Annotated in this window: 25 protein-coding genes and 2 tRNA genes; 18 read left to right on the forward strand and 9 right to left on the reverse strand. The window is 60.5% G+C overall.

Going from position 1 to position 22,385, the window contains the following annotated elements; translation table 11 throughout:
- Window position 1: 1 nt before the first annotated feature.
- On the forward strand, window positions 2-1,039 hold the full coding sequence (locus KUV51_RS03680; RefSeq protein WP_222520248.1) for a glycine betaine/L-proline ABC transporter ATP-binding protein: 1,038 nt from the start codon (window positions 2-4) through the stop codon (window positions 1,037-1,039).
- A 275-nt stretch (window positions 1,040-1,314) separates the two neighbouring features.
- The gene (locus tag KUV51_RS03685) at window positions 1,315-3,921 is read left to right on the forward strand and encodes a calcium-binding protein (protein ID WP_222520249.1); all 2,607 of its coding nucleotides are present in this window, start codon (window positions 1,315-1,317) and stop codon (window positions 3,919-3,921) included.
- Window positions 3,922-4,111: 190 nt separating this feature from the next.
- On the opposite strand, the gene cueR is transcribed toward KUV51_RS03685, so the two are convergent.
- Window positions 4,112-4,495 (reverse strand): Cu(I)-responsive transcriptional regulator, encoded by a 384-nt coding sequence (gene cueR / locus KUV51_RS03690; RefSeq protein WP_222520250.1) that lies wholly within the window; start codon window positions 4,493-4,495, stop codon window positions 4,112-4,114.
- 96 nt (window positions 4,496-4,591) lie between these two features.
- Between cueR and KUV51_RS03695 the strand changes: the two genes are divergently transcribed.
- From KUV51_RS03695 to KUV51_RS03720, 6 genes are all read left to right on the forward strand, one after another.
- Window positions 4,592-5,341: a MauE/DoxX family redox-associated membrane protein gene (locus tag KUV51_RS03695; RefSeq protein ID WP_222520251.1), complete on the forward strand. Its 750-nt coding sequence runs from the start codon at window positions 4,592-4,594 to the stop codon at window positions 5,339-5,341.
- A gap of 70 nt (window positions 5,342-5,411) precedes the next feature.
- On the forward strand, window positions 5,412-5,849 hold the full coding sequence (locus tag KUV51_RS03700) for a c-type cytochrome (protein ID WP_222520252.1): 438 nt from the start codon (window positions 5,412-5,414) through the stop codon (window positions 5,847-5,849).
- A gap of 20 nt (window positions 5,850-5,869) precedes the next feature.
- Window positions 5,870-6,211: a copper resistance protein CopC gene (locus KUV51_RS03705; RefSeq protein WP_222520253.1), complete on the forward strand. Its 342-nt coding sequence runs from the start codon at window positions 5,870-5,872 to the stop codon at window positions 6,209-6,211.
- Between the two features lie 2 nt (window positions 6,212-6,213).
- Window positions 6,214-7,062 (forward strand): copper resistance D family protein, encoded by an 849-nt coding sequence (locus KUV51_RS03710; RefSeq protein ID WP_222520254.1) that lies wholly within the window; start codon window positions 6,214-6,216, stop codon window positions 7,060-7,062.
- A gap of 8 nt (window positions 7,063-7,070) precedes the next feature.
- On the forward strand, window positions 7,071-8,369 hold the full coding sequence (locus KUV51_RS03715) for a multicopper oxidase family protein (protein ID WP_222520255.1): 1,299 nt from the start codon (window positions 7,071-7,073) through the stop codon (window positions 8,367-8,369).
- On the forward strand, window positions 8,366-8,794 hold the full coding sequence (locus tag KUV51_RS03720; protein WP_222520256.1) for a c-type cytochrome: 429 nt from the start codon (window positions 8,366-8,368) through the stop codon (window positions 8,792-8,794). Before KUV51_RS03715 ends, KUV51_RS03720 begins: the two co-directional genes overlap by 4 nt.
- Window positions 8,795-8,955: 161 nt before the next feature.
- Here KUV51_RS03720 and KUV51_RS03725 read toward each other — a convergent pair.
- Window positions 8,956-9,039, reverse strand: a tRNA-Tyr gene (locus tag KUV51_RS03725).
- Between the two features lie 106 nt (window positions 9,040-9,145).
- On the opposite strand from KUV51_RS03725, the gene rlmB reads away from it, so the two are divergent.
- The 4 genes from rlmB (at window position 9,146) to KUV51_RS03745 (ending at window position 11,523) form a co-directional block, all read left to right on the forward strand.
- Entirely contained in the window at window positions 9,146-9,922 is a 777-nt protein-coding gene (gene rlmB / locus KUV51_RS03730; protein ID WP_222520257.1) for a 23S rRNA (guanosine(2251)-2'-O)-methyltransferase RlmB, read from the forward strand.
- Between the two features lie 9 nt (window positions 9,923-9,931).
- The gene (locus KUV51_RS03735; RefSeq protein ID WP_222521228.1) at window positions 9,932-10,222 is read left to right on the forward strand and encodes a hypothetical protein; all 291 of its coding nucleotides are present in this window, start codon (window positions 9,932-9,934) and stop codon (window positions 10,220-10,222) included.
- Between the two features lie 221 nt (window positions 10,223-10,443).
- Entirely contained in the window at window positions 10,444-10,917 is a 474-nt protein-coding gene (locus tag KUV51_RS03740) for a CoA-binding protein (RefSeq protein WP_222520258.1), read from the forward strand.
- A 99-nt stretch (window positions 10,918-11,016) separates the two neighbouring features.
- Window positions 11,017-11,523: a GNAT family N-acetyltransferase gene (locus KUV51_RS03745; RefSeq protein ID WP_222520259.1), complete on the forward strand. Its 507-nt coding sequence runs from the start codon at window positions 11,017-11,019 to the stop codon at window positions 11,521-11,523.
- Between the two features lie 78 nt (window positions 11,524-11,601).
- On the opposite strand, the gene KUV51_RS03750 is transcribed toward KUV51_RS03745, so the two are convergent.
- Window positions 11,602-11,979 carry a DUF2147 domain-containing protein gene (locus KUV51_RS03750; RefSeq protein ID WP_222520260.1) on the reverse strand — a complete coding sequence of 126 codons (378 nt, stop codon included), beginning with the start codon at window positions 11,977-11,979 and terminating at the stop codon, window positions 11,602-11,604.
- A gap of 132 nt (window positions 11,980-12,111) precedes the next feature.
- On the opposite strand from KUV51_RS03750, the gene hisA reads away from it, so the two are divergent.
- Entirely contained in the window at window positions 12,112-12,831 is a 720-nt protein-coding gene (hisA, locus tag KUV51_RS03755) for a 1-(5-phosphoribosyl)-5-[(5-phosphoribosylamino)methylideneamino]imidazole-4-carboxamide isomerase (protein ID WP_222520261.1), read from the forward strand.
- A gap of 3 nt (window positions 12,832-12,834) precedes the next feature.
- On the opposite strand, the gene KUV51_RS03760 is transcribed toward hisA, so the two are convergent.
- Window positions 12,835-13,287 (reverse strand): DUF302 domain-containing protein, encoded by a 453-nt coding sequence (locus KUV51_RS03760; protein ID WP_222520262.1) that lies wholly within the window; start codon window positions 13,285-13,287, stop codon window positions 12,835-12,837.
- A gap of 192 nt (window positions 13,288-13,479) precedes the next feature.
- On the opposite strand from KUV51_RS03760, the gene hisF reads away from it, so the two are divergent.
- Both hisF and KUV51_RS03770 read left to right on the forward strand, forming a co-directional pair.
- Window positions 13,480-14,241 (forward strand): imidazole glycerol phosphate synthase subunit HisF, encoded by a 762-nt coding sequence (hisF, locus tag KUV51_RS03765; protein WP_222520263.1) that lies wholly within the window; start codon window positions 13,480-13,482, stop codon window positions 14,239-14,241.
- A gap of 24 nt (window positions 14,242-14,265) precedes the next feature.
- Window positions 14,266-14,583 (forward strand): phosphoribosyl-ATP diphosphatase, encoded by a 318-nt coding sequence (locus tag KUV51_RS03770; protein WP_222520264.1) that lies wholly within the window; start codon window positions 14,266-14,268, stop codon window positions 14,581-14,583.
- Window positions 14,584-14,842: 259 nt separating this feature from the next.
- Here KUV51_RS03770 and hisH read toward each other — a convergent pair whose 3' ends face one another.
- Window positions 14,843-15,481 carry an imidazole glycerol phosphate synthase subunit HisH gene (hisH, locus tag KUV51_RS03775; RefSeq protein ID WP_222520265.1) on the reverse strand — a complete coding sequence of 213 codons (639 nt, stop codon included), beginning with the start codon at window positions 15,479-15,481 and terminating at the stop codon, window positions 14,843-14,845.
- Complete coding sequence (hisB, locus tag KUV51_RS03780; RefSeq protein ID WP_039686164.1) at window positions 15,478-16,065, reverse strand: imidazoleglycerol-phosphate dehydratase HisB; 588 nt, start codon at window positions 16,063-16,065, stop codon at window positions 15,478-15,480. Before hisB ends, hisH begins: the two co-directional genes overlap by 4 nt.
- A 139-nt stretch (window positions 16,066-16,204) precedes the next feature.
- Between hisB and KUV51_RS03785 the strand changes: the two genes are divergently transcribed.
- Window positions 16,205-16,444, forward strand: coding sequence for an Lrp/AsnC ligand binding domain-containing protein (locus KUV51_RS03785; protein ID WP_222520266.1), 240 nt, complete (start codon window positions 16,205-16,207; stop codon window positions 16,442-16,444).
- A gap of 163 nt (window positions 16,445-16,607) precedes the next feature.
- Here the strand turns inward: KUV51_RS03785 and KUV51_RS03790 are convergent.
- Window positions 16,608-16,682, reverse strand: a tRNA-Gly gene (locus KUV51_RS03790).
- A gap of 120 nt (window positions 16,683-16,802) precedes the next feature.
- Between KUV51_RS03790 and KUV51_RS03795 the strand changes: the two genes are divergently transcribed.
- On the forward strand, window positions 16,803-17,186 hold the full coding sequence (locus KUV51_RS03795; RefSeq protein ID WP_222520267.1) for a hypothetical protein: 384 nt from the start codon (window positions 16,803-16,805) through the stop codon (window positions 17,184-17,186).
- 29 nt (window positions 17,187-17,215) lie between these two features.
- Window positions 17,216-18,109 carry a YHYH protein gene (locus KUV51_RS03800; RefSeq protein ID WP_222520268.1) on the forward strand — a complete coding sequence of 298 codons (894 nt, stop codon included), beginning with the start codon at window positions 17,216-17,218 and terminating at the stop codon, window positions 18,107-18,109.
- Here the strand turns inward: KUV51_RS03800 and KUV51_RS03805 are convergent.
- Together KUV51_RS03805 and KUV51_RS03810 are read right to left on the reverse strand one after the other, a co-directional pair.
- The gene (locus KUV51_RS03805; protein ID WP_222521229.1) at window positions 18,106-18,486 is read right to left on the reverse strand and encodes a VOC family protein; all 381 of its coding nucleotides are present in this window, start codon (window positions 18,484-18,486) and stop codon (window positions 18,106-18,108) included. The two genes, KUV51_RS03800 and KUV51_RS03805, sit on opposite strands and share 4 nt — an antisense overlap.
- 307 nt (window positions 18,487-18,793) lie before the next feature.
- Window positions 18,794-22,240 (reverse strand): pyruvate carboxylase, encoded by a 3,447-nt coding sequence (locus KUV51_RS03810; RefSeq protein ID WP_222520269.1) that lies wholly within the window; start codon window positions 22,238-22,240, stop codon window positions 18,794-18,796.
- Window positions 22,241-22,385: the final 145 nt, after the last annotated feature.

Consider the following 22,385-nt stretch of genomic DNA (forward strand, 5'->3'; position numbering starts at 1 on the left):
GATGACCGCCAAAGTGTCCCTGCGCGGGCTCTACAAGATCTTTGGCCCCAACGACGCGGCCATGGTGGACCACGTCAAGACGGGCATGGGCAAGGCCACGTTACTGGAGAAACACCGCCACGTGCTGGGCCTGCGTGACATCAACGTGGATATGCAACCGGGCGAGATCACGGTGATCATGGGGCTGTCCGGTTCTGGCAAATCCACCCTGATCCGGCACCTCAACAGGCTCATCGACCCCTCGGCGGGCGAAATCCTCGTCGACGGGCAAGACGTGATGAAGCTGGGGCAGAGCGCCCTTCGCGACCTGCGCCAGAAACAGATGTCGATGGTGTTCCAGAAGTTCGCGCTGCTGCCGCACAAGACGGTGCTGGAAAACGCGCAACTGCCGCTCAGCGTGCAAGGTGCGGACAAGGCGACCTGTGACCGAGAGGGTCGCAAATGGCTCGCGCGCGTAGGGCTTGAGGGGTTCGAGGACCGCTATCCGGCGCAGCTGTCCGGGGGCATGCAGCAGCGCGTGGGCATCGCCCGCGCGCTCACCGCCAACACCGACATCATGCTGATGGACGAGGCGTTCTCGGCCCTCGACCCGCTGATCCGCACCGACATGCAGAACCTGCTGCTCGAATTGCAAAAGGAACTGCACAAGACCATCGTGTTCATCACCCACGATCTGGATGAGGCGCTGAAGCTGGCCGACCACCTCGTGATCCTCAAGGACGGCGCGGTAGTGCAGCAGGGCGAACCACAGAGTATTTTGCTCGCTCCGTCAGACCCTTACATCGAAGACTTCGTCAGCGACATCAACCGCGCCCGCGTGTTGCGTGTGCGGTCGGTCATGGGGCCCATCAACGGCGACCACTTCGACGGAGAGGTTGATGCGTCGCGAAACCTGGAAGACATGATCGCGCTGACAGGGGGCGATACGAACCTGTGCTACAGGGTGACGGATGGCGGAGAGGTCGTGGGCCAACTCGACATGAAGGATCTGGTCAAAGCGCTGGTGCCGCGGGTGTCAGCGGACGTGCCTCCGGCTTGAGATCTCAAGACGCCGCAAGCATCGGCGACCCGTTTCTGCCGGGCAGAGCTGCTTGGCGGCGGGTCTCATGTACCATCCACCGCTCGATTGAAAACGGCGCAGCCAGGTTGAATACGCTTTTCACAAGCGCCGTTGACCAGCATTGAAGCGGGGCGAACCGGCCCATTTCAGATCAGGCTCGCTTTTGGGTTGAATGTGCTGCGTATGCGGCACATCTTTGGTGTGTTCTCTACGCACAATTTACCGATCCTCCAGTTTTCATTGGGAGTTTACCTATGGCGGCAAAAGTCGATTCCGAAGTTCTGTTCAACACCACAATGTCATCAACCCCTGGCCTGAACCTCGAAGGGGGGCCGGGAAATGACGAGTTGCTGGGCGGCGACGGTAACGACACGCTGTCGGGGCTTGGCGGAGACGATACGTTGCGCGGTTTTGCGGGTGACGACTCACTGTTGGGCGGCGATGGCAGCGATAGCATCGACGGTGGTGACGGTGACGACACACTTATCGGTGGTGATGGCAACGACACTCTCAACGGTGGGAACGGTTCAGATCTGATCAGAGGGTTGGGCGGAATCAATGAAGTGGATGGTGGTGCCGGGGACGATACCATCGACGGTGGGTTCAGTGTCTTTGACACGGTACGCGGCGGTGATGGTGATGACAGAATATCTGGCGGTGGCACACTCTACGGTGATGCGGGCAATGACACACTTCGGACCAGCAGCAACGCCACCCTCTATGGTGGTGCGGGAGATGATTCTCTGATCGGCGGTCGGGGGGTTGAAATCATGTTCGGCGGCGAGGGCAACGACACATTATCGTCGGGTATCAATCGCAGTACCCTGAATGGCGGTGCAGGTGACGACCTGCTCATTTCGGACGCGGGTAACACGCGTCCCCTCGATCTTCGTACACAAATGCTGGGCGGCGAGGGCAACGACACGCTGACCGGCGCGGGCAGCAACGAGTTTATGGATGGTGGTGCTGACGACGACATCCTGAATGGCAACGCCGGCGACGACTCGCTGCTAGGTGGTGCCGGCAACGACGAACTGAACGGTGGGCAAGGCGGTGACACACTCGAAGGCGGTGAGGGAGACGATCTTCTCATCGGCGGTACAGGCAATGATCTGCTCGACGGTGGTGCGGGAAACGACACGCTGGACGCCGACAGACCCGGAGACACTTTGCGGGGCGGCGACGGCGACGACGTGCTTCGTGGTGGGGGTGAACAGTTCGGTGACCTTGGTGACGACACCCTGATAGGCTCATTCTTCAATGAGATCCTTTCCGGCGGCGATGGCAATGATGAGATTTATGGCGATAGCGGCGACGACTCCATCGAAGGCGGCGATGGCAATGATGAGATTTATGGCGATAGCGGCGACGACTCCATCGAAGGCGGCGATGGCAATGATGTGATTTATGGCGGTACCGGTGACGACACTATCGATGGTGGCGATGGCAATGATGAGATTTTCGGTGAAGCGGGCCGGGACCTTATCCTAGGCGGTGCAGGCGACGACTTTTTGGACGGCGGCAACAATGCTGACTTCCTGCACGGCGGTGACGGCAACGATACGCTTTTGGTGAACTTTGACGATGATATGGGTGTACCAAATTCTGGTAGGGATACCGTGGATGGCGGCGCGGGTGATGATGAGTTTCGTATTGGTAGAGGGTCACACACGATCAGGGGTGGCGAAGGCGAAGACACGATCATTCTGTCCTTCGCCAGTTCCGATGTTATTGATGTGTTCCTCGGCTCAGATGGCCGCTTCGAAATACAAACTACGAATGGGCTCCTGAGGGTATCAGGCGTCGAGTTGTTCGTATTCACGGATCGGACCCTGGCCGCTGAAGACGTGCCGCTGCTGGACGATATCCTGGGCACGGACGGCAATGACACCCTGAATGGGACCAATGACGCCGATGTCATCGTGGGGTTCGGGGGCGATGACCGACTGGCAGGTGGCCGCGGCAACGACAGCCTGTATGGCGGTGACGGGGACGATACCATACTGGGTGAGGACGGTTCTGACGAGATTTCCGGGGGCAACGGAAATGATTCTATACTGGGGGGTAGTCGCAACGACTTGATCGCTGGTGATGCTGGCAACGATATCTTGCTGGGAGAATCTGGTTCTGACACGATCACCGGAGGTGCGGGCAACGACACGATCGTCGGCGGTGAGGACTTTGATATCGCAAACGGGGGTGACGGGAATGATCTCATCAACGGGAATCTTGGAAATGACACATTGGCCGGTGGGCAAGGTGATGACACAGTTCTGGGTGGCCGCGGATTTGACAGTCTTGTCGGCGGCAACGGCGCGGACGAGATGTCCGGCTCGGAAGGCAAGGACACGCTGTTGGGCGGCGCTGGAAACGACACGCTTAATGGCAATGCGGGCGCCGACAGCCTTGAAGGTGGAAGCGGAAACGACGTTCTGAATGGCGGCATCAACTTCGACATTCTGAACGGCGGTGCAGGCAACGACACGCTCAACGGCAACAATGGCAGCGACACGCTGTCTGGCGGCGACGGAGACGACATCGTAAACGCCAACGCGGGCTTTGACTTTCTGAACGGTGGCGCCGGTAATGACATCCTGCGCGGCGGGATCGGGGCCGACACGTTCATCTTCAATGCCGGCGACGATGCTGACCTGATCATCGACTTCCGGGACAATGTCGACATCTTGCAACTCGACGCTGACCTGTTCGAAACGGCGATGCCGGATGTGTCGGATCTGGAGGCCATCGCATCCTACGATCCGAACGGTCACCTGGTTCTCAGCTTTGCCACCGGGGACAGTCTGACGTTCCGGGGCATCACGGACGGCGCTGCAATTTTTGACGATGTGGTCTTTGTGTGAGGTTGAAAACCGCAGCTTTTGTTAGGACCTAAGACTGCAGGATGCGCCAGCCTTTGCTCGGCGATCCTGCAGTCACATTGTCCACCACAGAAGAAACACAGGATGTTCAAATCATGCGCGTGTTTCACAGGTTGGCCCTTAACGGCGCGTTGAGGGCCCGTACCGAAGCAGTCCGCATGTGTATCGACGACTATCCGAGATAATCGATGATCGGACAGTCCGGACGATCGTCTCCACGGCACGTCTTGACGAGATGCGCCAACTCATCATGCAGTGATTGCAGCTCTCTCTGCTTTTGCTCGATTTCTTCCAGCCTTCTGGACGCGATCCGCTTCACCTCGGCGCTGTTGCGGTCCTGATCCTGGTAAAGGCTCAGGAGCTCACGGCATTCGTCGATGCTGAATCCGAACTCACGTGACCGCCGGATGAAGACCAGTTTTCTGACCGACGCATCGTCGTAAGTGCGGTAGCCTGCGTCTGATCTCGATGGTGCTTGAACCAGCCCGATATCTGCATAGTACCGAACGGTTTTTACCGGCAAACCAGCGGCCTGTGATGCGGCTGAGATATTCATGGATGACCCCTCTTGACCTTCCAGTTACTGGAAAGACTAGGTGTGGCTCATCGACGTTTCAAGTGTCCCCCAACACCACATGTAAGGATCAGACCGATGCCGAAAGATACGGAGACGAGAACTGCCACATTGTACCGCATGGTGATGTCAGACCACTTGTGTCCCTATGGCCTGAAATCGAAGGATCTGTTGGAGCGGCAGGGCTACCAGGTGGACGACCGTCATCTGACAAGTCGGGATGAGGTTGACGCGTTCAAGGCCGAGCAGGGCGTTGCGACGACACCGCAGACGTTCATGGACGGAACACGGATCGGCGGGTTCGACGATCTCAACAGGTATTTTGGAAAAGCGGCCAAGTCCAAGGACGGTCTGACGTATCAGCCCGTTATCGCATTGTTCGGGATCGCGGCGTTGATGGCGATTGCCGTGACATGGGTTTCGCTTGGTACCGTCTTTGCAGGACGCACCATTGAGTGGTTCATCTCGATATCCATGGTCTTGCTTGGCTTGCAGAAGCTTCAGGATGTCGAACGGTTTGCCACCATGTTCCTGAACTATGATTTGCTGGCTCAAAGGTGGGTGCGATACGGGTACATCTACCCCTTCGTCGAGACTGGCGCAGGGCTGCTGATGATGGCGGGTGTCCTGACCTGGATATCAGCGCCCGCCGCACTGATCGTTGCAAGCATTGGAGCCACCAGCGTCTTCAAGGCCGTCTACATCGACAAACGTGAACTCAAATGTGCCTGCGTCGGTGGTGACAGCAAGGTACCCCTTGGTTTCGTGTCATTGACGGAAAACCTGATGATGGTCGGCATGGCAGTCTGGATGCTCTCAAAGCTGTGACCAGGTTTCGTTTGACCCTCCACTTGCTGGAAGGTGTAGGCGTGGCACACACAACAAGAACCAAAACACGATGAAGAACACCATCTCAGTTGCCATCCTCATTGCAGAAGGCTTTGTCGGCTACGCTCTGTGGCCCAAAACCGACCAGACCACGGCCTCGGCGCCAGACGGCGCCGTTTTGGCGGACAGCGCGCTGGTTGATATTGTGATCCCGGACACACTCTCGGCGAATGCGCAGATAGGCAAACGCGGCTTCGAGGCGAATTGTGTCGCCTGTCACGGTACCAATGCTGTGGGTCAGGATGGGGTCGCGCCTCCCTTGGTTCACATCATCTACGAACCCGGCCACCATGCCGACGAGAGCTTTCAGAGGGCTGTCGCCATGGGGGTCAGGGGGCACCATTGGCCTTTCGGCAACATGCCTCCCATAGAGGGTCTCACGCGCGGAGATGTGACCATGATCACCGCCTATATTCGGGAACTGCAACAGGCCAACGGGATCAACTGATGGCGATGAGGGGACAAACCATGAAAAGACTGCTGATGACGGCGATGATTGGACTTTGGGCAACGGACGCTGTCGCGCACTCGCCACTTGAGACGACACTCCCGGCGGATGACGCCATCGTGTCCGAGGTGCCCACGGACGTCACAATGAACTTCCAGGGCAATATCCGCCTGACCCGTGTGACCATGACCCATGCAGACCAGCATACCGAAGACCTCGATCTGGAAGGTTTCGAAGGGTTCATTTCGGACTACGCCATTCCGCTGCACTCCATGGGATCGGGTGTCTATGTCATCGAATGGCGGGGGCTTGGTACCGATGGCCATGTCTTGACCGGATCGTTCAGCTTTACGGTCGAGTGACAATGCCTGACCTGTTCGGATTGGCATCCATTGCAACCAAGTTTGCGTTGTATCTGGGCGTGCTGGCGTCGGTTGGTACGGGCCTTGCTGCCGTCCTGTTCCGCTTGAACCGATACCGTGGCTTTGCCGTCGGTTTTGCTGTCCTCGGGATGGCGGCGACGCTTCTTGGCTTCCTGCTGGCAGGGGCCGCACTGACAGGTGATGCCAGCGGCATGACCGATCCCGAAATGCTTGGTTTGTTGTGGTCTACACCGGTCGGCACAGCGGTTGCATTGAGGATCACAGGATTGGGGCTGTTCGTCCTTGGGCTGTTTGTGGGGCGGATCGGGCTGGGCCTGTCATTGATCGGCGGCTTGCTTGCCCTTTGGTCCTTCGTCCATATCGGCCACATCCATGACCGTGGCAGCCTGCAGCTCAACCTCGTACTGCTTTTCCATCTGACGGCAGCGTCCATCTGGATCGGCATCCTTCACCCTCTTCGGGCGTTGTCCTTGGACACTGCAAAACTCCCGGAGGCATCGGAAGTCGGTCATCGCTTCGGCAGGATGGCGGCTGTCTTCGTCCCGTTGTTGGTCCTCGCTGGCGGATACATGAGCTATGAATTGGTCGGATCGATCTCAGCCTTGCTGAGCGGAGGCTACGGTCAAACACTTCTACTCAAAGTCCTGTTCGTCGCGGGATTGCTGGGCATTGCAGCAGCCAACAAACTGCGGTTCGTTCCCCAGATGGCTGCCGGTGATCAGGCCGCGGCACGCCATTTGGCGAAGTCTATTTCATTCGAATGGATGGTGATTTCGGTGATCCTGTTCGCCACCGCCGCGCTGACATCCGTTCTGACGTTGCCATCATGAGGTTTGCAATGAACAGAAGACAGTTCTTGGCATCGGCTTCCGCGCTGACCGTATTGCCGCATTACGTCTCGGCCGAAGGGGATTCCGTGACCCTGAGGGCGGAGCCCGTGACTGCACAAGTCCTACCGGAGGGTGAGGGTTTGACCGAGATGCTTGGGTTCAATGGATCAATGCCGGGACCCGAGATTCGAGCGGTACAGGGTCAACCCATCTCAATAAACGTGGAGAACGGACTGGACGAAGGCACATCGGTGCATTGGCACGGGATCAGGCTGGACAACCATATGGACGGTGTACCAATCCTGACCCAGGACCTGATTGATCCGGGAGACACCAAGACATACAGTTTCGTGCCCCCGGATGGAGGCACCTACTGGTACCACTCTCACTACATCTCTCACGAGCAAGTGGCGCGGGGCATGGCCGGCCCACTGATCGTAGCAGAAGACACGCCGCCCGATGTGGACGACGACATCACGGCGATCCTGGCAGATTGGCGGCTCGACCAAGATGGTCGTCTGACCGATGAGTTCACGGATATGCACTCTGTGGCCCATGCGGGTTACATGGGGAATTTCGCCCGTGCATTTCTATCGCAAGCGACGGTCCGCATTGGGGACCGGATCAGATTGCGCCTGATCAATGCGGCAACAAACAGGATATTTCCATTGGAACTCAGCGGTGCGACAGGCGTGGTGGTCGCATTGGACGGAATGCCGTTGGCCGAACCGCGCCCTTTTGCGGGGGTTGTATTGGCGCCTGCTCAACGTGCCGATCTGATCCTGGATGTGTCTGGTCAAATCCACTTGGAGATGCCGACCCGACAAGGACCTTACAATCTTGCAAAGATCACAGTTGACGGAACGAATAACGCCAGGCGGGCAGGGGCGATCGTGCCGCTCAGCCCTCACAACCTGCCAAAACCGTCCGAACCCACCCAGCACCTGGTACTGACAATGATGGGCGGAGCCATGGGAGGGCGACATGGTGGCGACAACATCTGGGCATTCAACAACGTCTCGGACCTGCAGCCCGAACCATTCGGATCGTTTGAACGCGGAGAGACGGCACAAGTAACCTTGGTCAACGACACGTCATTCCCGCATGGCATTCATCTGCATGGCCATCACTTCTACGAAGTCGCCCAGGATGGAAGCCTTGGTGATCTGCGGGACACCACGCTCGTTGAGGCAGGCGAAAGCCGGGACATCATCTGCGTCTTCGACAATCCCGGCCGCTGGATGCTGCATTGTCACATGCTCAGCCACACTGTCGGCGGTATGCGGACATGGGTGAACGTGGCATGAGAGGTTTGGTGTTGGTCACCGTGTGTCTGTCTTCGCCTGCCCTGGCGGATCACGAGTTGTTGCATCGTGACCTCATCGCCGGAGAGCGACTTTATCAGCAGCAATGCTCATCCTGCCACGGCGCCAACCTCGAAGGTCAAGCGAACTGGCAATCTCCGAATGCCGATGGTGTCTTGCCCGCACCCCCTCACGATGCGACGGGTCACACGTGGCATCACGACAATCAACTTTTGTTCGAGTACACGAAACTGGGTGGACAAGGTGCGCTGGCAGCACGCGGTATAGACGATTTCAACAGCGGTATGCCTGCGTTTGATGGCGTGATAACCGACGATGAAATCTGGAACATCCTGGCCTACATCAGATCGACCTGGCCTCAGCCAGTGCAGGACGCACAAGCCAGCCGCAACCCGCCACATGAGTGACGCAGATACGCGTATCTTGAGATACTCTTGCGCCTCCTGCTGACCCTGCAACTGGTCATATACCCAGATAGACAAGCGTCATGGCCTCTGTCGGCCATTGGCCGCGGCGGACCTGGCGTTCGTCCAGATCGGCAACCACATCACAGATGTTTCATGTAGAGTGGTGGGCGACCCTGGAATCGAACCAGGCGTGCGTCTCCGCGAGGGAGTTACAGTCCCCTGCCACACCTTGCGGCCTGTCGCCCACTGCGCCATTAGGGCATCTGCCCCGGTCAGCGTGAGCGCGTGATTACCGGGACGCATATCGGGGGTCAAGGCAGAAAATCCCTGCAGAACGCCAAAGGTGACGCAATGAAAAAACCCAAATGGGTGGTCGAGAAAGAGCAGGCGAAAAAGGCCGACGCGGCAGCGACGGTCTGGCTCTTTGGTCTGCATGCCGTGCGCGACGCACTGCTGAACCCGAAACGTGAAAAACTGCGCCTGATGGTGACGCTGAATGCCCAGAACAAGCTGGCCGACGCGATCACGTCCTCCGGTATGGACGCAGAGGTCATCGACCCTCGCAAGTTCAAACCGCCCATCGACCCGGGCTCGGTCCACCAAGGGGCGGCACTCGAGGTCAAGCCGCTGGATTGGGGCAGCTTGGCGGACGTCGCCATCGGGGCCGAAGCGCCGCGGCTGATCCTGCTCGACCGTGTGACCGACCCGCACAATGTGGGTGCCATCCTGCGCTCGGCCGAGGTGCTGGGCGCGTCCGCCGTCATCGGAACGCGCCACCACGCAGCCCCCGAAACCGGCGCGCTGGCCAAGACTGCCTCGGGCGCGCTGGAACGGCAGCCCTACGTGCGCGTCCGCAACCTTGCCGACGCCATCGTTGAATTGCAGGGCATGGGCTACATCGTCCTCGGCCTCGACGGAGAGGCGGAGCAGACGATCGAAACCACGCTCAAAGGGCAAAAGGACCGACCCGTCGCGCTTGTTCTCGGCGCCGAAGGCCCCGGCCTGCGCCAGAAAACGCGCGAGACCTGCGACGCGCTGGTCAAAATCGACGCGGCGGGCGGATTTGGGTCACTCAATGTCTCAAATGCTGCCGCAATTGCCTTATATGCCTCCAAGGACCACGGATAGGAGGCGACCATCGCGCATCCCACGAAAATCGCGACCTGCTGCTATTGCGGGACACGGGCCGCGCTCGTGCTGACGGGCCGCAACAGGCACGAGCTGGCATGTTCCAGCTGCGGCGCGCCGCTGCACGATCTCAAGATGCTGCCCAAGAAGAAGTCGGGCGACCGCGAACTGGTTCGCCCTTCGGCTATCCGCCAGTCAGCCCGACCAAAGCCGACCAAAAAGAAATACAAGAAGCGCAAGTCGCGCTGGAAGGACATCTTCGAAGACGCCTTTGATATCATTGAGGATATCTTCGATTGACGCGCGGTGCGCGGAGATTTCGCGAAATGTTCGTTTAAGGTTTCGTTCACAGATTTGAGAGAGGGTCTTTCACATCCTTCAGAAGATCATATCTGAAGTTGTGAACCGCAGGTTTGGAACTCCTGCAGGTTAATCACTGTCCCTCGTTCCGCACCTTCGCGCCCCTTTCGCTTTGCGATCGGGGCGTTTTTTTGGGAACGTGCCGGTGTGGGGGGACGGCAATGGATGAAACCTATACCGATGCGCATCTGAAAGAGGTGCTGACACGGACCAAGGTCGTGGCGGTCGTGGGCGTGTCCACGAACCCCGTGCGGCCCAGCTATTACGTGGCGCGCTACCTGTCGCTGAAGGGATACACCGTGATCCCCGTGAACCCGGTTTATGCGGGCGAAACGCTATTCGGACGGACGGTGGTGGGTGATTTCGCCGACATCGACGCGCGCGTGGACATGGTCGACATCTTCCGCCGCTCCGATGCCGTGCCGCCCATCGTGGATGCGGCGATGCGCCAGTTGCCCCAGATCAAGACGATCTGGATGCAGATCGGTGTCTCACATGCCGAGGCCACCGCCAAAGCCCGCGACGCCGGGCTCACGGTCATCCAGAACCGCTGCCCCAAGATCGAATATCAGCGCCTTTTCGGCGAGTTGCGCATGGGCGGTTTCAACACCGGTATCATTTCCTCCCGGCTGTAGCGCCGCCGACCTGCCGAAAGATGCCGATGGCGTGGGCCGCGGTTGAACTCGCGCGCTCCCTTGCGCAGTCTGACCTCTCTTGTTGCCAGACACATGCCGATGCCGTTCACCATTGTTCCGATCCAAATGACCCACGTGCCGGCCTTCCACAGCGCCGTGGACACCGTTGCGAAGGAGAAAAAGTATCTGCAATCGTTCGAGGCGCCACCGCTGGGCAGCACCCGCGACTTCGTACGCAGAAACATCGAAAGGGGCCTTACCCACCTTGTCGCAACCGACGCAGACTCCGTTGTCGGCTGGTGCGATATCCTGCCCAACGCCGCACCGGTCCGGTCTCATGTCGGCGTTGTGGGAATGGGGGTGTTGCGACCGTACCGGGGCCGGGGTCTGGGCCGCGCGCTGCTTCGGCGGGCCTTGACGGACGCACGGCGGCACGGCTTTGACAAGATCGAGCTCAGGGTGCGCGCATCGAACCGTGCGGCGTGTCATCTCTACCAAGCCATGGGCTTCGAGATCGAAGGCACGCTCAAGGACGACATCCGCGTGAACGGCGTGCCCGACAGCACCCATTGCATGGCGCTCTTTCCGGCGTATCGCGAAGCGTGACAACCGGTTTCGGGCTGCAGACATGAAAAATGCCCCGCACCGGATGGGCGCAGGGCATTAATTGGTCTCGTCTTGGGATCAGTTCAACCGGGTCCAGGTCTGTCCGCGGCAGATCGGACCGACACAGCCCGACACTTTCAGCGCATTGCCATTCAGCGACATTTTGGAGCGATAGGTCTTGTCCACATCCGGCGCCCAGATGCGTCCGCCGGCATAGCTGCCATTGCCCTTGGACTTCATGTCCCAGATCATGCGCTTGCCCTTGATCGACGTGTTATCGCTGTCCACGACCTTGGCAATGGTGCCGCAAATGCTGTCGCCGCAGGCAGAGATGGTCACATGCAGGTAGCCGCCCGTTTCGCCGGTTTCGGTTTTCCAGGTGCCGTGCACAGGATCGGCCAGCGCCATCCCCGCGCCCGCAACGGCCACGCATGCGGCTGCAATCAGGTGTTTCATTGAGTGTCTCCTCCGTAATGCCCGGAACTGTGAGACATCAGCGCCCACGCTGGCAAGAATGACCTTGGGTCGCGTTGCAAATCTACACGAGAGGTGCGAGGAGGCGCCCAAACGCATGAAAGGCCTGACACCATGATCCTCTACCCCGCCATCGACCTCAAAGACGGCAATGCCGTGCGGCTGGTACACGGGGACATGGACCGCGCCACGGTCTTCAATGACGACCCGGCGGCGCAAGCCCGCGCCTTTGTCGAGGCAGGCTGCGAATGGCTGCACCTCGTGGACCTCAATGGCGCCTTCGCAGGCGAACCGGTCAACGCGGCCCCGGTCGAGGCGATCCTGAAAGACTGCAACGTCCCCGCCCAGCTTGGCGGCGGCATTCGGGACATGGCGACAATCGAAATGTGGCTGTCCAAGGGGCTCCAGCGCGTCATCCTCGGCACGGTGGCGGTCGAAAACCCTGACCTCGTGCGCGACGCGGCCAAAGCGTTCCCCGGCCATGTGGCGGTCGGCATCGACGCTCGGAATGGCAAGGTGGCGACAAAGGGCTGGGCCACGGAAACCGATGTTGACGCCACCGACCTCGCCAAAAGCTTCGAAGATGCAGGTGTGGCCGCGATTATCTACACCGACATCAACCGGGACGGGGCCATGGGCGGTCCGAACATCCCGGCCACGCAAGCCCTGGCCGAAGCCGTGGACATCCCTGTGATCGCATCCGGAGGTGTGTCGTCCCTTGACGATCTGACGGCGCTCAAGGCCACGGGCGTGATCTCGGGCGCCATCTCGGGCCGCGCGCTCTATGACGGGGCCATCGACCTCGCCACGGCGCTTGCGGCCCTCAAGGGCTAGGCGTTACTGCGCAGCCCCGTCGGTGAACTTGCCAAGCGCACCGGTCATGGTCTGGATATAAGGGGCATCCTCCGCCACACCGCCCAACTTGCCCAGCATGGCGGCGGGGTCCTCATAGGCGATCATGGTCTTGCCGGTCTCGTCCTCGAACACCAGCACCTTCATCGGCAAAAACAGGCCGGCACTGCGGTCATCCAGCATCGCCTGCGTGCCCAGCTTCGGATTGCCAAAGATCAAAAGCTGCGAGGCACCAATGTCCTCTCCAATACCCTGCGCGCCCGCACCGTGATCCACACGGCCAAAGATGGTCAGCCCTGCGCCCTCAAGGGCGGTCTGCAGCGCATCCATGGTTTCATCGACGCCCTGCGCCGATTCCTTCCGAATGATCCCGTTGTCCCCAGCCATCGCCGTCCCCGCCAGAAATATGCCCATCACCAGGGCCATCAAAATCCGCATGTCGCGTCTCCTTCATTGCAATGCCGCATACCTGACATAGCCACCAGCAGACGCCACGCACCTTTGCGTGAGTGTTCCGTGATGCGCGGGCGTCCGCTCCTTCCCTGTTTCAAAAAAATCCCGGGGTGAGGCGCGCAGCGGCGAGGGGCAGAGCCCCTTTCCCCGACCAGAAATCCACGCTACGAGACGGCCATGTTGAAAACCCGCATCATTCCCTGTCTCGATGTCGCCGATGGCCGCGTGGTCAAGGGCGTGAATTTTGTCGACCTGATCGACGCCGGCGACCCGGTCGAGGCTGCACGCGCCTACGACGCCGCTGGCGCGGATGAGCTGTGCTTTCTCGACATCCATGCCACCCACGAAAACCGTGGTACCATGTTCGATCTGGTGCGGCGCACGGCGGAACAATGCTTCATCCCCCTGACCGTGGGCGGCGGTGTCCGGACGGTCGCGGATGTGCGCGCGCTGCTCCTGGCAGGCGCCGACAAAGTGTCGTTCAACTCGGCGGCGGTGGCCGACCCGGACGTGCTCGCGCGTGCAGCGGACCAGTTCGGCAGCCAGTGCATCGTTTGCGCCATCGACGCCAAAACGGTCGAACCGGGCCGCTGGGAAATCTTCACGCACGGTGGGCGCAAACCCACCGGCATCGACGCGGTCGAATTCGCCCGTACGGCAGCGGCAAAGGGGGCAGGAGAGATCCTGCTTACCTCCATGGACCGCGACGGCACGCGCGCCGGTTTCAACCTGCCGCTCACGCGCGCCATCTCTGACGCCGTGCCCATCCCCGTGATCGCCTCGGGCGGCGTTGGCACGCTGGATCACCTCGTCGATGGCGTGACCGAGGGCGGGGCATCAGCAGTGCTCGCGGCCTCCATCTTCCACTTCGGCGACTTCACCATCGCCCAGGCCAAGGCGCATATGGCCGCCGCAGGCATCCCGATGAGGCTGACATGACACACACGATTTCAGGCAAGCGCTATGACGCTTGACGACCTCTTCGCCACCATCGAGGCGCGCAAGGGCGCGGACCCCGACAGCTCCTGGACCGCCAAACTGCTCGCCAAGGGTCCCGAAAAATGCGCCGAGAAATTCGGCGAAGAAGCGGTCGAAGCCATCATCGAGGCGGTGAAGAACGACAAGGCCGCACTGACCTCAGAGGCGGCGGATGTCCTCTACCACCTCTTCGTAATGCTCGCTGCACGTGACGTGGCCTTCTCCGATGTGATGGCCGAACTCGCACGCCGCCAAGGCACCTCCGGCCTCGACGAAAAGGCCTCCCGAAACACCGGCAGCTGACGCCCGCCCAGTATCCTTCTTCTGGCTGAAAATACTTCGGGGTTTGGGGCAGAGCCCCAATCAGAAAAATGAATCGCGTCGCCGTCAGGCGTCCTTTGGGTCACCGCACGTTGCGTTAACCCACACCCCACCGCCCGATGGGGGTGCACAGGGGGTGTACGGATGCTGCACGGGGGGTGACACCCTCATTTCGGCGTCAATCTCCATGAAAACAAGGTAAACGCAGGGGCCGACTCATCCCGCACCGCAAGCCCGTATGTCAGGGCGCCCAGGTCAGAAAGTTGCGGATCATGCGCAGCCCCACGTCCTGGCTCTTCTCCGGATGGAACTGCATCCCCAGCATCGTGTCACGGCCCACAACGGCCGTCACATCACGGCCGTAGTCCACATGCGCGAGCCGCAGGGACGGGTCCGCCACCTGGAAGTGATAGGAGTGCACAAAGTAGGTGTGATCGCCCGTCTGAACGCCATCAAAGACCGGGTGGGCCGCATCCAGAACCAGATCGTTCCAGCCCATATGCGGCACCTTCAGCGACGGGTCGGACGGCGCGATGTGCACCACCTCACCATCCACCCAGCCCAGACCGGGCGTATCGGTATATTCCCGCCCCCAGGACGCCATAAGCTGCATGCCGACACAGATGCCAAGAAAGGGTTTTCCTTTCTTTTCAATGGCTTCAATCAGTGCTTCTTGCATGCCTGACGCCGCCAGTGCCGCCGCACAAGCAGGGAAAGCTCCATCACCGGGAAGCACGATCCGGTCCGCCTTGGACACCACATCAGCGTCCGAGGTCACGACAATGGTGCCCGCATCCGCCTCGCGTGCCATGCGCTCGAATGCCTTTTCCGCCGAGTGCAGATTGCCGCTCTCGTAGTCGATCAGAACCGTCAGGCTCATAGGCTGCCCTTGGTCGAGGGGATGGCATCCGCTGTCCGCGGATCAACCTCCAGCGCCACCCGCAACGCCCGTGCCACGGCCTTGAACGCCGCCTCAGCGATGTGGTGACTGTTCAAACCATGCAGCATGTCCACGTGCAGCGTGATTCCACCATGCGTGCTCAACGCCTGAAAAAACTCGCGCACCAGCTCGGTGTCAAAGGTCCCGATCTTCGGCGTCGGCAGGTCCACGTTCCACACCAAAAACGGCCGCCCCGACAGGTCCAGAGCCGCCCGCACCAGCGCGTCGTCCATGGGCAACAGGCAGGACCCATAGCGTTGGATTCCTTTCTTGTTTCCAACGGCTTGGCTTAGCGCCTGCCCGATGGCGATGCCCACATCCTCGACCGTGTGGTGGTCGTCGATATGCAGATCCCCCTTGCACCGCACCGTCATGTCGATCAGCGCATGCCGGGCCAACTGGTCCAGCATATGGTCAAAGAACCCCACGCCGGTTTCATTGTCATAGGTGCCCGTGCCGTCGAGGTTCAGGGAGACCGAAATGTCGGTCTCCGCCGTGGTGCGGGTGAGGGTGCTCGTGCGCATGTCGCGCCTCCTGCAAATGTGGTCGCGGCTCTCTATAGGCGGGCAGGGCAGTGCCGCCAAGAGGCGGGTCGCAGCGCTTGCGGGCACCTGTGCAGACGTGCCACTACATCCCCATGCCACCTGATCAAAGGCCAAGCCCATGACCACCTGTGTCTTCATCCAGATCCGCTGCCGGCCCGGCTCGACCTACAAGGTCGCCGAAGAGATCGCGCTGCGCGAAATCCATTCCGAACTTTACTCGACATCCGGTGACTACGACCTGCTGACGAAGGTCTACATCCCCGAAGGACAGGATGTGGGCAAATACATCAATGACGAGTTGCTGGATATCGAGGGGATTGAAAGGTCGCTGACGACCATGACATTCAAAGTGTTTTAGAAATTAAGTCAATGAGTTACGTCGCACGTGTCCCAGCCATTTGCGACGCCCGATCCACGCCGCTCCTGTGAACTCTTTGCCGTGCCGTTCCCTTGAACCCAAGCACACAAAGAAAAAGGCCACCCGAAGGTGGCCTGTTCTTCACTCCAGTGAAGGAGGATGTTGGAGCGGGCGAGGCGATTCGAACGCCCGACCCTAACCTTGGCAAGGTTATGCTCTACCCCTGAGCTACGCCCGCTTCCTTGGGTGAGCCGTGGAATACTTTCAGCAGACGTGGCCTGCAAGTGGAAAATGGGGCGTTGTCGCAAAAAATTTCCACTGCCGCGACGGAAAGCCGGTGCGGCGCCGTTGAACTGCCATGACCCACCACTTGCGGCATGTCCTGGCGGTCCTGGTTCTGACATGGACCTGTGTTTCGGCTCTCCCAATCGTGGCACATGAAGGATCGCACACACCCAGCATGGTGGCCCGCATCGATGCGGCCACCATGCTGGGCCATGAGTTCGATCTTCGCCTGACGCTGACCGGTCTCGGTGCGCCGCTGATGCTCAAGGAGATGGCCACGCCCGGTGCGCTGATCCGCTTTCAGGGTCCTCTCACGGTAGGTTTTGCCCAGGATACGGTGCTGATCGCTTCAGTCGCCTTTGACGGTGTCCCACCAGACATATTCACGCTGCTGCTGGATTTCGGAGCGTCGGGCCAAGGCGCCGTTACCGTCATTCCGCAGGAAGCCATGCATTGAAATCACGAAGAAACAGGAAGGTTCATATCATGCCACTCACCTTTTCGTCGGCAAAGTCGCTGCTCTTGGCCTGCGCCATCGTGCTGGGTTGTGTGGCATCGGCTGACGCGCAACCGCGCCTGCGGGTGCACACCGCGACCGAAGCCGAGCCATTGTCGCTTATGGCGCTGCGCGACACGCCGGGCGGGGCAGAGGTCGCGATGCAGATCGCGGGCAGGACGCGCATCATCACATCGAACGGGATGCCAAGCCATGAGGTCGGTACTTTCCCCAACAGTGGCAATCCAAACCGCATCTCTGCCCAATCCTACCGGTTCGAAATGCCGATCAGCCCGCAGGTTCGGCAAGCGCAGCCGCTGCCAAGGGCGGCATCGTTCGGTGTAGCTGTCAACGGCGTGCCGTTCGACCCCAACGCTGCCGAGTTCTGGCAAGGCGATCCGCGTTCAGGCTGGAGCTACAACGCACTGGGCGGAGCCGTGGCGCTGGGGCTGGATGCAAACTATGCCCATGTGCAGCCGACCGGAGCCTATCACTACCATGGCCTGCCCGTGGGTCTGATGCAGCAGCTTGGCTGGTCCGCGTCCGACCCTTCCCCGCTGATCGGTTTTGCCGCAGACGGATTCCCGATTTATGCGCTGACGGCAGAGGTGAATGGCGCGGTTGTGCGCATGACCTCCTCCTACCAATTGAAAACGGGCCAACGCCCAGGCGGATCAGAGCCTGGCGGTATGTATGATGGCGCATTCATGCAGGACTATGCCTATGTCGCGGGCTCCGGCACCTTGGACGAATGCAATGGGGCGCAAGTGACAACGGCGGAGTTTCCGCAGGGCACCTATGCCTATTTCCTGACCGATGCCTATCCGACCGTGCCGCGCTGCCTGAAGGGCGAAATGGGCAGCGGTTTCACCAAGCGTCCCTAGGCTTTCTGGATCAAGTCCCACCGGTTGCCGAAAAGATCGCGGAAGACAGCGACGGTGCCATAGGGTTCATGGCGCGGCTCTTCCTCGAAGGTGATGTCCGGTTGCGCGCTGAGCCGGGCATGGTCACGGGCGAAGTCATCGGTGTGCAGAAACAGCCAGACGCGGCCCGCGCCCTGATTGCCGATCGCGGCCTCTTGCGCGGGACTGTCGGCACGGGCGAGGACGAAGGTGGGGCCTCCGGCAGGCGGGCGCACTTCGACCCAGCGTTTGCGGCCCTGGTCGATGTCAGCCACCAGCTCGAAGCCCATCTGGTCGCAATAGAAGGCGATGGCGCTGTCGTAGTCGGGCACGATCAGCGAGAGAGATCCAAGATGCATGGTCATGTGGAACCGGTCCTTATTGACAGTGAGCAGGTGACAGCGGCCGTCACAAGAGCGCTAGCGAGGCGGTAGCCACGCATGTCGGTTTCGTCGCTCCGGACCAAGACCGGGACAGGCACCGGAACGCCAAAGATATGAAGTGTTTGCCGCAGAAGGTTCCAGCAAGCATGAGGCTTTCCTTGTGCAGTAAATCCGCGCTCAACATCAGCGGCGTGCAGCCTTTGTGATCCGCATGTGTTTTGCAAGGAACGGTTTGACAAGGGCGCGGGCGTGCCCGTCAGCCCCCAAGCGCCCAGCGGCGGTATCACTCCAGCTCGACCAGCAGGTCCTTGGCGTCAATCTGGCCACCCGCCGCAACGTGCACCGCCTTCACCACTGCATCGCGTTCGGCGTGGATGCCGGTTTCCATCTTCATTGCTTCGATGGTGAGCAAGAGGTCGCCTTCGCAGACTTCCTGACCTGCAGTGACGCCAACGCTGGCGACGACGCCGGGCATAGGTGCACCGACATGGCCTGCATTCCCATCCTCGGCCTTGGGCCGGGACACGGTTTGCGATTTCACCAGACGGTTGGGTACGCGGATGGTCCGGGGCTGACCGTTGAGTTCAAAGAAGACGCGCACTTCGCCGTCTTCGTTGGTCTCGCCCACCGCTTGGAGGCGGATTTCGAGGGTCTTGCCCGGGTCGATCTCGGCAGCGATTTCTTCGCCCGGTTTCATGCCATAGAAGAACGTGTGCGTGGGCAGGGCCCGCACCGGCCCATAGGTGCGGTGACGGCCCATGTAGTCGAGGAAGACCTTTGGATACATCAGGTAGCCCGACAGATCCTCGTCATCGACAGCCTTGCCTTCGAGCTGGTTCGACAGGTCGGTCCGGGTTTCCTCCAGATCCACGGGCGGCACGTCGGCGCCGGGCCGCTTGGTGTTGGGTTCTTCGCCCTTAAGGATCTTTTGCTGGATCGCCGTGGGGAAGCCGCCGGGAGGCTGGCCCAAATTGCCGCGCATCATGTCGACGACACTGTCGGGGAAGGCGACCTCTTTGCTGGGGTCTTCGACCTCGTCGCGCGTCAGCCCTTGGGACACCATCATCAGGGCCATGTCGCCCACGACTTTCGAGGACGGCGTGACCTTCACGATGTCGCCAAACATCTGGTTCACATCCGCATAAGTGCGCGCGACCTCGGGCCAACGCTCTTCCAGACCCAGCGAGCGTGCCTGCGCCTTGAGGTTGGTGAACTGGCCGCCGGGCATTTCGTGCAGGTACACCTCGGAAGAGGGCGCCTGCATCCCGCTTTCAAAAGCGGTGTAATGCGCGCGGACCGCATCCCAGTAGTCCGAGATGTCGCGCACGGCGTCGATGTCGATGCCGGTGTCGCGATCTGTGTGTTGCAGCGCTTCGACCACGGTGCCAAGGGTCGCTTGCGACGTGTTGCCCGACAGTGCGTCCATGGCGCAGTCAACCGCGTCCACACCTGCTTCAGCGGCGGCGAGGATCGTGGCAACGGCCACACCTGCGGTATCGTGGGTGTGGAAGTGGATCGGCAGGCCCACCTCTTGTTTGAGCGCGCGGATCAGTTGAGTGGCCGCGGCGGGCTTCAGAAGGCCCGCCATATCCTTGAGCCCCAGCACGTGGGCGCCCGCGTCTTTCAGCTGGTTGCCCATGTCGACGTAGTATTTCAGGTCATACTTGGCCCTGTCCGGGTCCATGATGTCGCCGGTGTAACAGATCGTGCCTTCGCAGATCTTGTTCTGCTCTTGCACCGCATCCATGGCGACGCGCATGTTTTCGACCCAGTTGAGGCTGTCGAAGACACGGAAGACGTCGATGCCTGTGGTGGCGGCGACGCGCACGAATTCCTGCACCACGTTGTCGGGGTAGTTGGTGTAGCCGACACCGTTAGCGCCACGCAGCAGCATCTGCGTCATCAGATTGGGCATCCGCTCGCGCAGGTCGCGCAGGCGTTGCCAGGGGCACTCCTGCAAGAAGCGGTAGGCCACGTCGAAGGTCGCACCCCCCCAGCATTCCATGGAGAAGAGCTGCGGCAGGTTGGCGGCATAGGCAGGGGCCACCTTGATCATGTCGTAGCTGCGCATCCTGGTGGCGAGCAGGGACTGGTGCCCGTCGCGCATGGTGGTGTCGGTAATCAGCAGTTGTTGCTGGGATTTCATCCAGTCTGCGACAGCTTGCGGGCCCTTTTGCTCCAGCAGATTACGGGTGCCCATCTGGTGGGACGGGTCGGCCTGCAGCGATGGCGGCTTGGGGTCCTTGATGTCGGCGCGGGGGCGGGGGCGATCCTTGACCTCCGGGTGCCCGTTCACGGTGATGTCCGCGATATAGGTCAGCACCTTGGTGCCGCGGTCGCGGCGTTTGGGGAATTGGAACAGCTCCGGCGTCTCGTCGATGAATTTGGTGGTGTATTCATTCGACAGGAAGGTCGGGTGCTTGAGCAGGTTTTCAACAAAGGCGATGTTGGTCGATACGCCACGGATCCGGAATTCGCGCAGGGCGCGGTCCATTCGGGCGATGGCGATCTCGGGCGTCGGGCCTTTGGACGTCACCTTGGTGAGCAGAGAGTCGTAGTAGCGGGTGATGACCCCGCCCGCATAAGCTGTGCCGCCGTCGAGACGAATGCCCAAGCCAGTGGCCGAACGATAGGCAGTGATCCGGCCGTAATCCGGGATAAAGTTGTTTTGCGGGTCCTCGGTGGTCACGCGGGTTTGCAGCGCGTGGCCCATCAGTTTGATGTCTTTCTGCGAGGCCATGCCGGTGGCTTCGTCAATCGGCTTGCCCTCGGCAATCAGGATCTGGGCACGGACGATGTCGATGCCGGTCACTTCTTCTGTCACGGTGTGTTCGACCTGCACGCGGGGGTTCACCTCAATGAAGTAGAACTTGCCGGTCTCCATATCCATCAGGAACTCGACCGTGCCTGCGCATTCGTAGTTCACGTGCTTGCAGATCTTGTAGCCCAGGTCGCAGATCTCTTCGCGTTGCTCATCGCTCAGATACGGCGCAGGGGCGCGCTCCACGACCTTCTGGTTGCGACGCTGGACCGAGCAGTCGCGCTCGAACAGGTGGTACATCCCGCCATGCTTGTCGCCGAGGATCTGCACCTCGACGTGCCGGGCGCGGGTGATCATCTTTTCCAGATACCCTTCGCCGTTGCCGAAGGCCGCTTCAGCCTCACGGCGGCCCTCCAGCACCTTCTCTTCGACCTCATCCTCGCCAAAGATCGGGCGCATGCCGCGACCGCCGCCGCCCCAGGAGGCTTTGAGCATCAGGGGATACCCGATCTCCTTGGCTTCCTTGCGGATGGCGTCCATGTCGTTGCCCAGCACTTCGGTGGCGGGGATGACAGGCACGCCAGCAGCGATAGCGACTTTACGCGCCGACGCCTTGTCACCAAGGGCGCGCATGGTTTCGGATTTCGGACCGATGAAGGTGATGCCGTTCTTTTCGCAGGCGTCCACAAATTCCGGGTTTTCGGACAGCAGGCCATAGCCCGGGTGGATTGCGTCGGCTCCGCTTTCGCGGGCGACGCGGATCATCTCGTCGATGCTCAGATAGGCCGCAACAGGCCCCAGACCCTCGCCGATGCGGTAGGCTTCGTCTGCCTTGAACCGGTGCAGGCCCAGCTTGTCTTCCTCGGCAAAGACGGCGACCGTCTTCTTCCCCATTTCGTTGGCCGCACGCATGATGCGGATGGCGATCTCACCGCGGTTGGCGATGAGAATCTTCTGGAAATCGGGCATGGTGGTTCCCCCCGGGGCCGTATTTTGCAGTCGCGGCATTCTCTATGACGTTTACGTGACGCAAACAATACGTGGTTGTGGGTAGGCAATGTGACGCAAGAAAGGTGCCCACGCGGGGCGGGCACCTTGGCAGAAAAGTGCAGGT

The sequence above is a fragment of the Tateyamaria omphalii genome (genome assembly GCF_019802125.1).
Classification (GTDB): Bacteria; Pseudomonadota; Alphaproteobacteria; order Rhodobacterales; family Rhodobacteraceae; genus Tateyamaria; species Tateyamaria omphalii_B.

What these genes read in the sequence shown, in the direction of transcription:
- KUV51_RS03745 (WP_222520259.1), top strand. Translation starts at nt 11,017, where the DNA reads ATGCCGTTCACCATTGTTCCGATCCAAATGACCCACGTGCCGGCCTTC.
- KUV51_RS03680 (WP_222520248.1), top strand. Translation starts at nt 2, where the DNA reads ATGACCGCCAAAGTGTCCCTGCGCGGGCTCTACAAGATCTTTGGCCCC.
- KUV51_RS03720 (WP_222520256.1), top strand. Translation starts at nt 8,366, where the DNA reads ATGAGAGGTTTGGTGTTGGTCACCGTGTGTCTGTCTTCGCCTGCCCTG.
- hisB (WP_039686164.1), bottom strand. Translation starts at nt 16,065, where the DNA reads ATGCGCACGAGCACCCTCACCCGCACCACGGCGGAGACCGACATTTCG.
- KUV51_RS03700 (WP_222520252.1), top strand. Translation starts at nt 5,412, where the DNA reads ATGAAGAACACCATCTCAGTTGCCATCCTCATTGCAGAAGGCTTTGTC.
- hisA (WP_222520261.1), top strand. Translation starts at nt 12,112, where the DNA reads ATGATCCTCTACCCCGCCATCGACCTCAAAGACGGCAATGCCGTGCGG.
- cueR (WP_222520250.1), bottom strand. Translation starts at nt 4,495, where the DNA reads ATGAATATCTCAGCCGCATCACAGGCCGCTGGTTTGCCGGTAAAAACC.
- KUV51_RS03805 (WP_222521229.1), bottom strand. Translation starts at nt 18,486, where the DNA reads ATGCATCTTGGATCTCTCTCGCTGATCGTGCCCGACTACGACAGCGCC.
- KUV51_RS03795 (WP_222520267.1), top strand. Translation starts at nt 16,803, where the DNA reads ATGACCCACCACTTGCGGCATGTCCTGGCGGTCCTGGTTCTGACATGG.
- rlmB (WP_222520257.1), top strand. Translation starts at nt 9,146, where the DNA reads ATGAAAAAACCCAAATGGGTGGTCGAGAAAGAGCAGGCGAAAAAGGCC.
- KUV51_RS03770 (WP_222520264.1), top strand. Translation starts at nt 14,266, where the DNA reads ATGACGCTTGACGACCTCTTCGCCACCATCGAGGCGCGCAAGGGCGCG.
- KUV51_RS03715 (WP_222520255.1), top strand. Translation starts at nt 7,071, where the DNA reads ATGAACAGAAGACAGTTCTTGGCATCGGCTTCCGCGCTGACCGTATTG.
- KUV51_RS03800 (WP_222520268.1), top strand. Translation starts at nt 17,216, where the DNA reads ATGCCACTCACCTTTTCGTCGGCAAAGTCGCTGCTCTTGGCCTGCGCC.
- KUV51_RS03705 (WP_222520253.1), top strand. Translation starts at nt 5,870, where the DNA reads ATGAAAAGACTGCTGATGACGGCGATGATTGGACTTTGGGCAACGGAC.
- KUV51_RS03710 (WP_222520254.1), top strand. Translation starts at nt 6,214, where the DNA reads ATGCCTGACCTGTTCGGATTGGCATCCATTGCAACCAAGTTTGCGTTG.
- KUV51_RS03750 (WP_222520260.1), bottom strand. Translation starts at nt 11,979, where the DNA reads ATGAAACACCTGATTGCAGCCGCATGCGTGGCCGTTGCGGGCGCGGGG.
- KUV51_RS03785 (WP_222520266.1), top strand. Translation starts at nt 16,205, where the DNA reads ATGACCACCTGTGTCTTCATCCAGATCCGCTGCCGGCCCGGCTCGACC.
- KUV51_RS03760 (WP_222520262.1), bottom strand. Translation starts at nt 13,287, where the DNA reads ATGCGGATTTTGATGGCCCTGGTGATGGGCATATTTCTGGCGGGGACG.
- hisF (WP_222520263.1), top strand. Translation starts at nt 13,480, where the DNA reads ATGTTGAAAACCCGCATCATTCCCTGTCTCGATGTCGCCGATGGCCGC.
- KUV51_RS03695 (WP_222520251.1), top strand. Translation starts at nt 4,592, where the DNA reads ATGCCGAAAGATACGGAGACGAGAACTGCCACATTGTACCGCATGGTG.
- KUV51_RS03740 (WP_222520258.1), top strand. Translation starts at nt 10,444, where the DNA reads ATGGATGAAACCTATACCGATGCGCATCTGAAAGAGGTGCTGACACGG.
- KUV51_RS03810 (WP_222520269.1), bottom strand. Translation starts at nt 22,240, where the DNA reads ATGCCCGATTTCCAGAAGATTCTCATCGCCAACCGCGGTGAGATCGCC.
- hisH (WP_222520265.1), bottom strand. Translation starts at nt 15,481, where the DNA reads ATGAGCCTGACGGTTCTGATCGACTACGAGAGCGGCAATCTGCACTCG.
- KUV51_RS03685 (WP_222520249.1), top strand. Translation starts at nt 1,315, where the DNA reads ATGGCGGCAAAAGTCGATTCCGAAGTTCTGTTCAACACCACAATGTCA.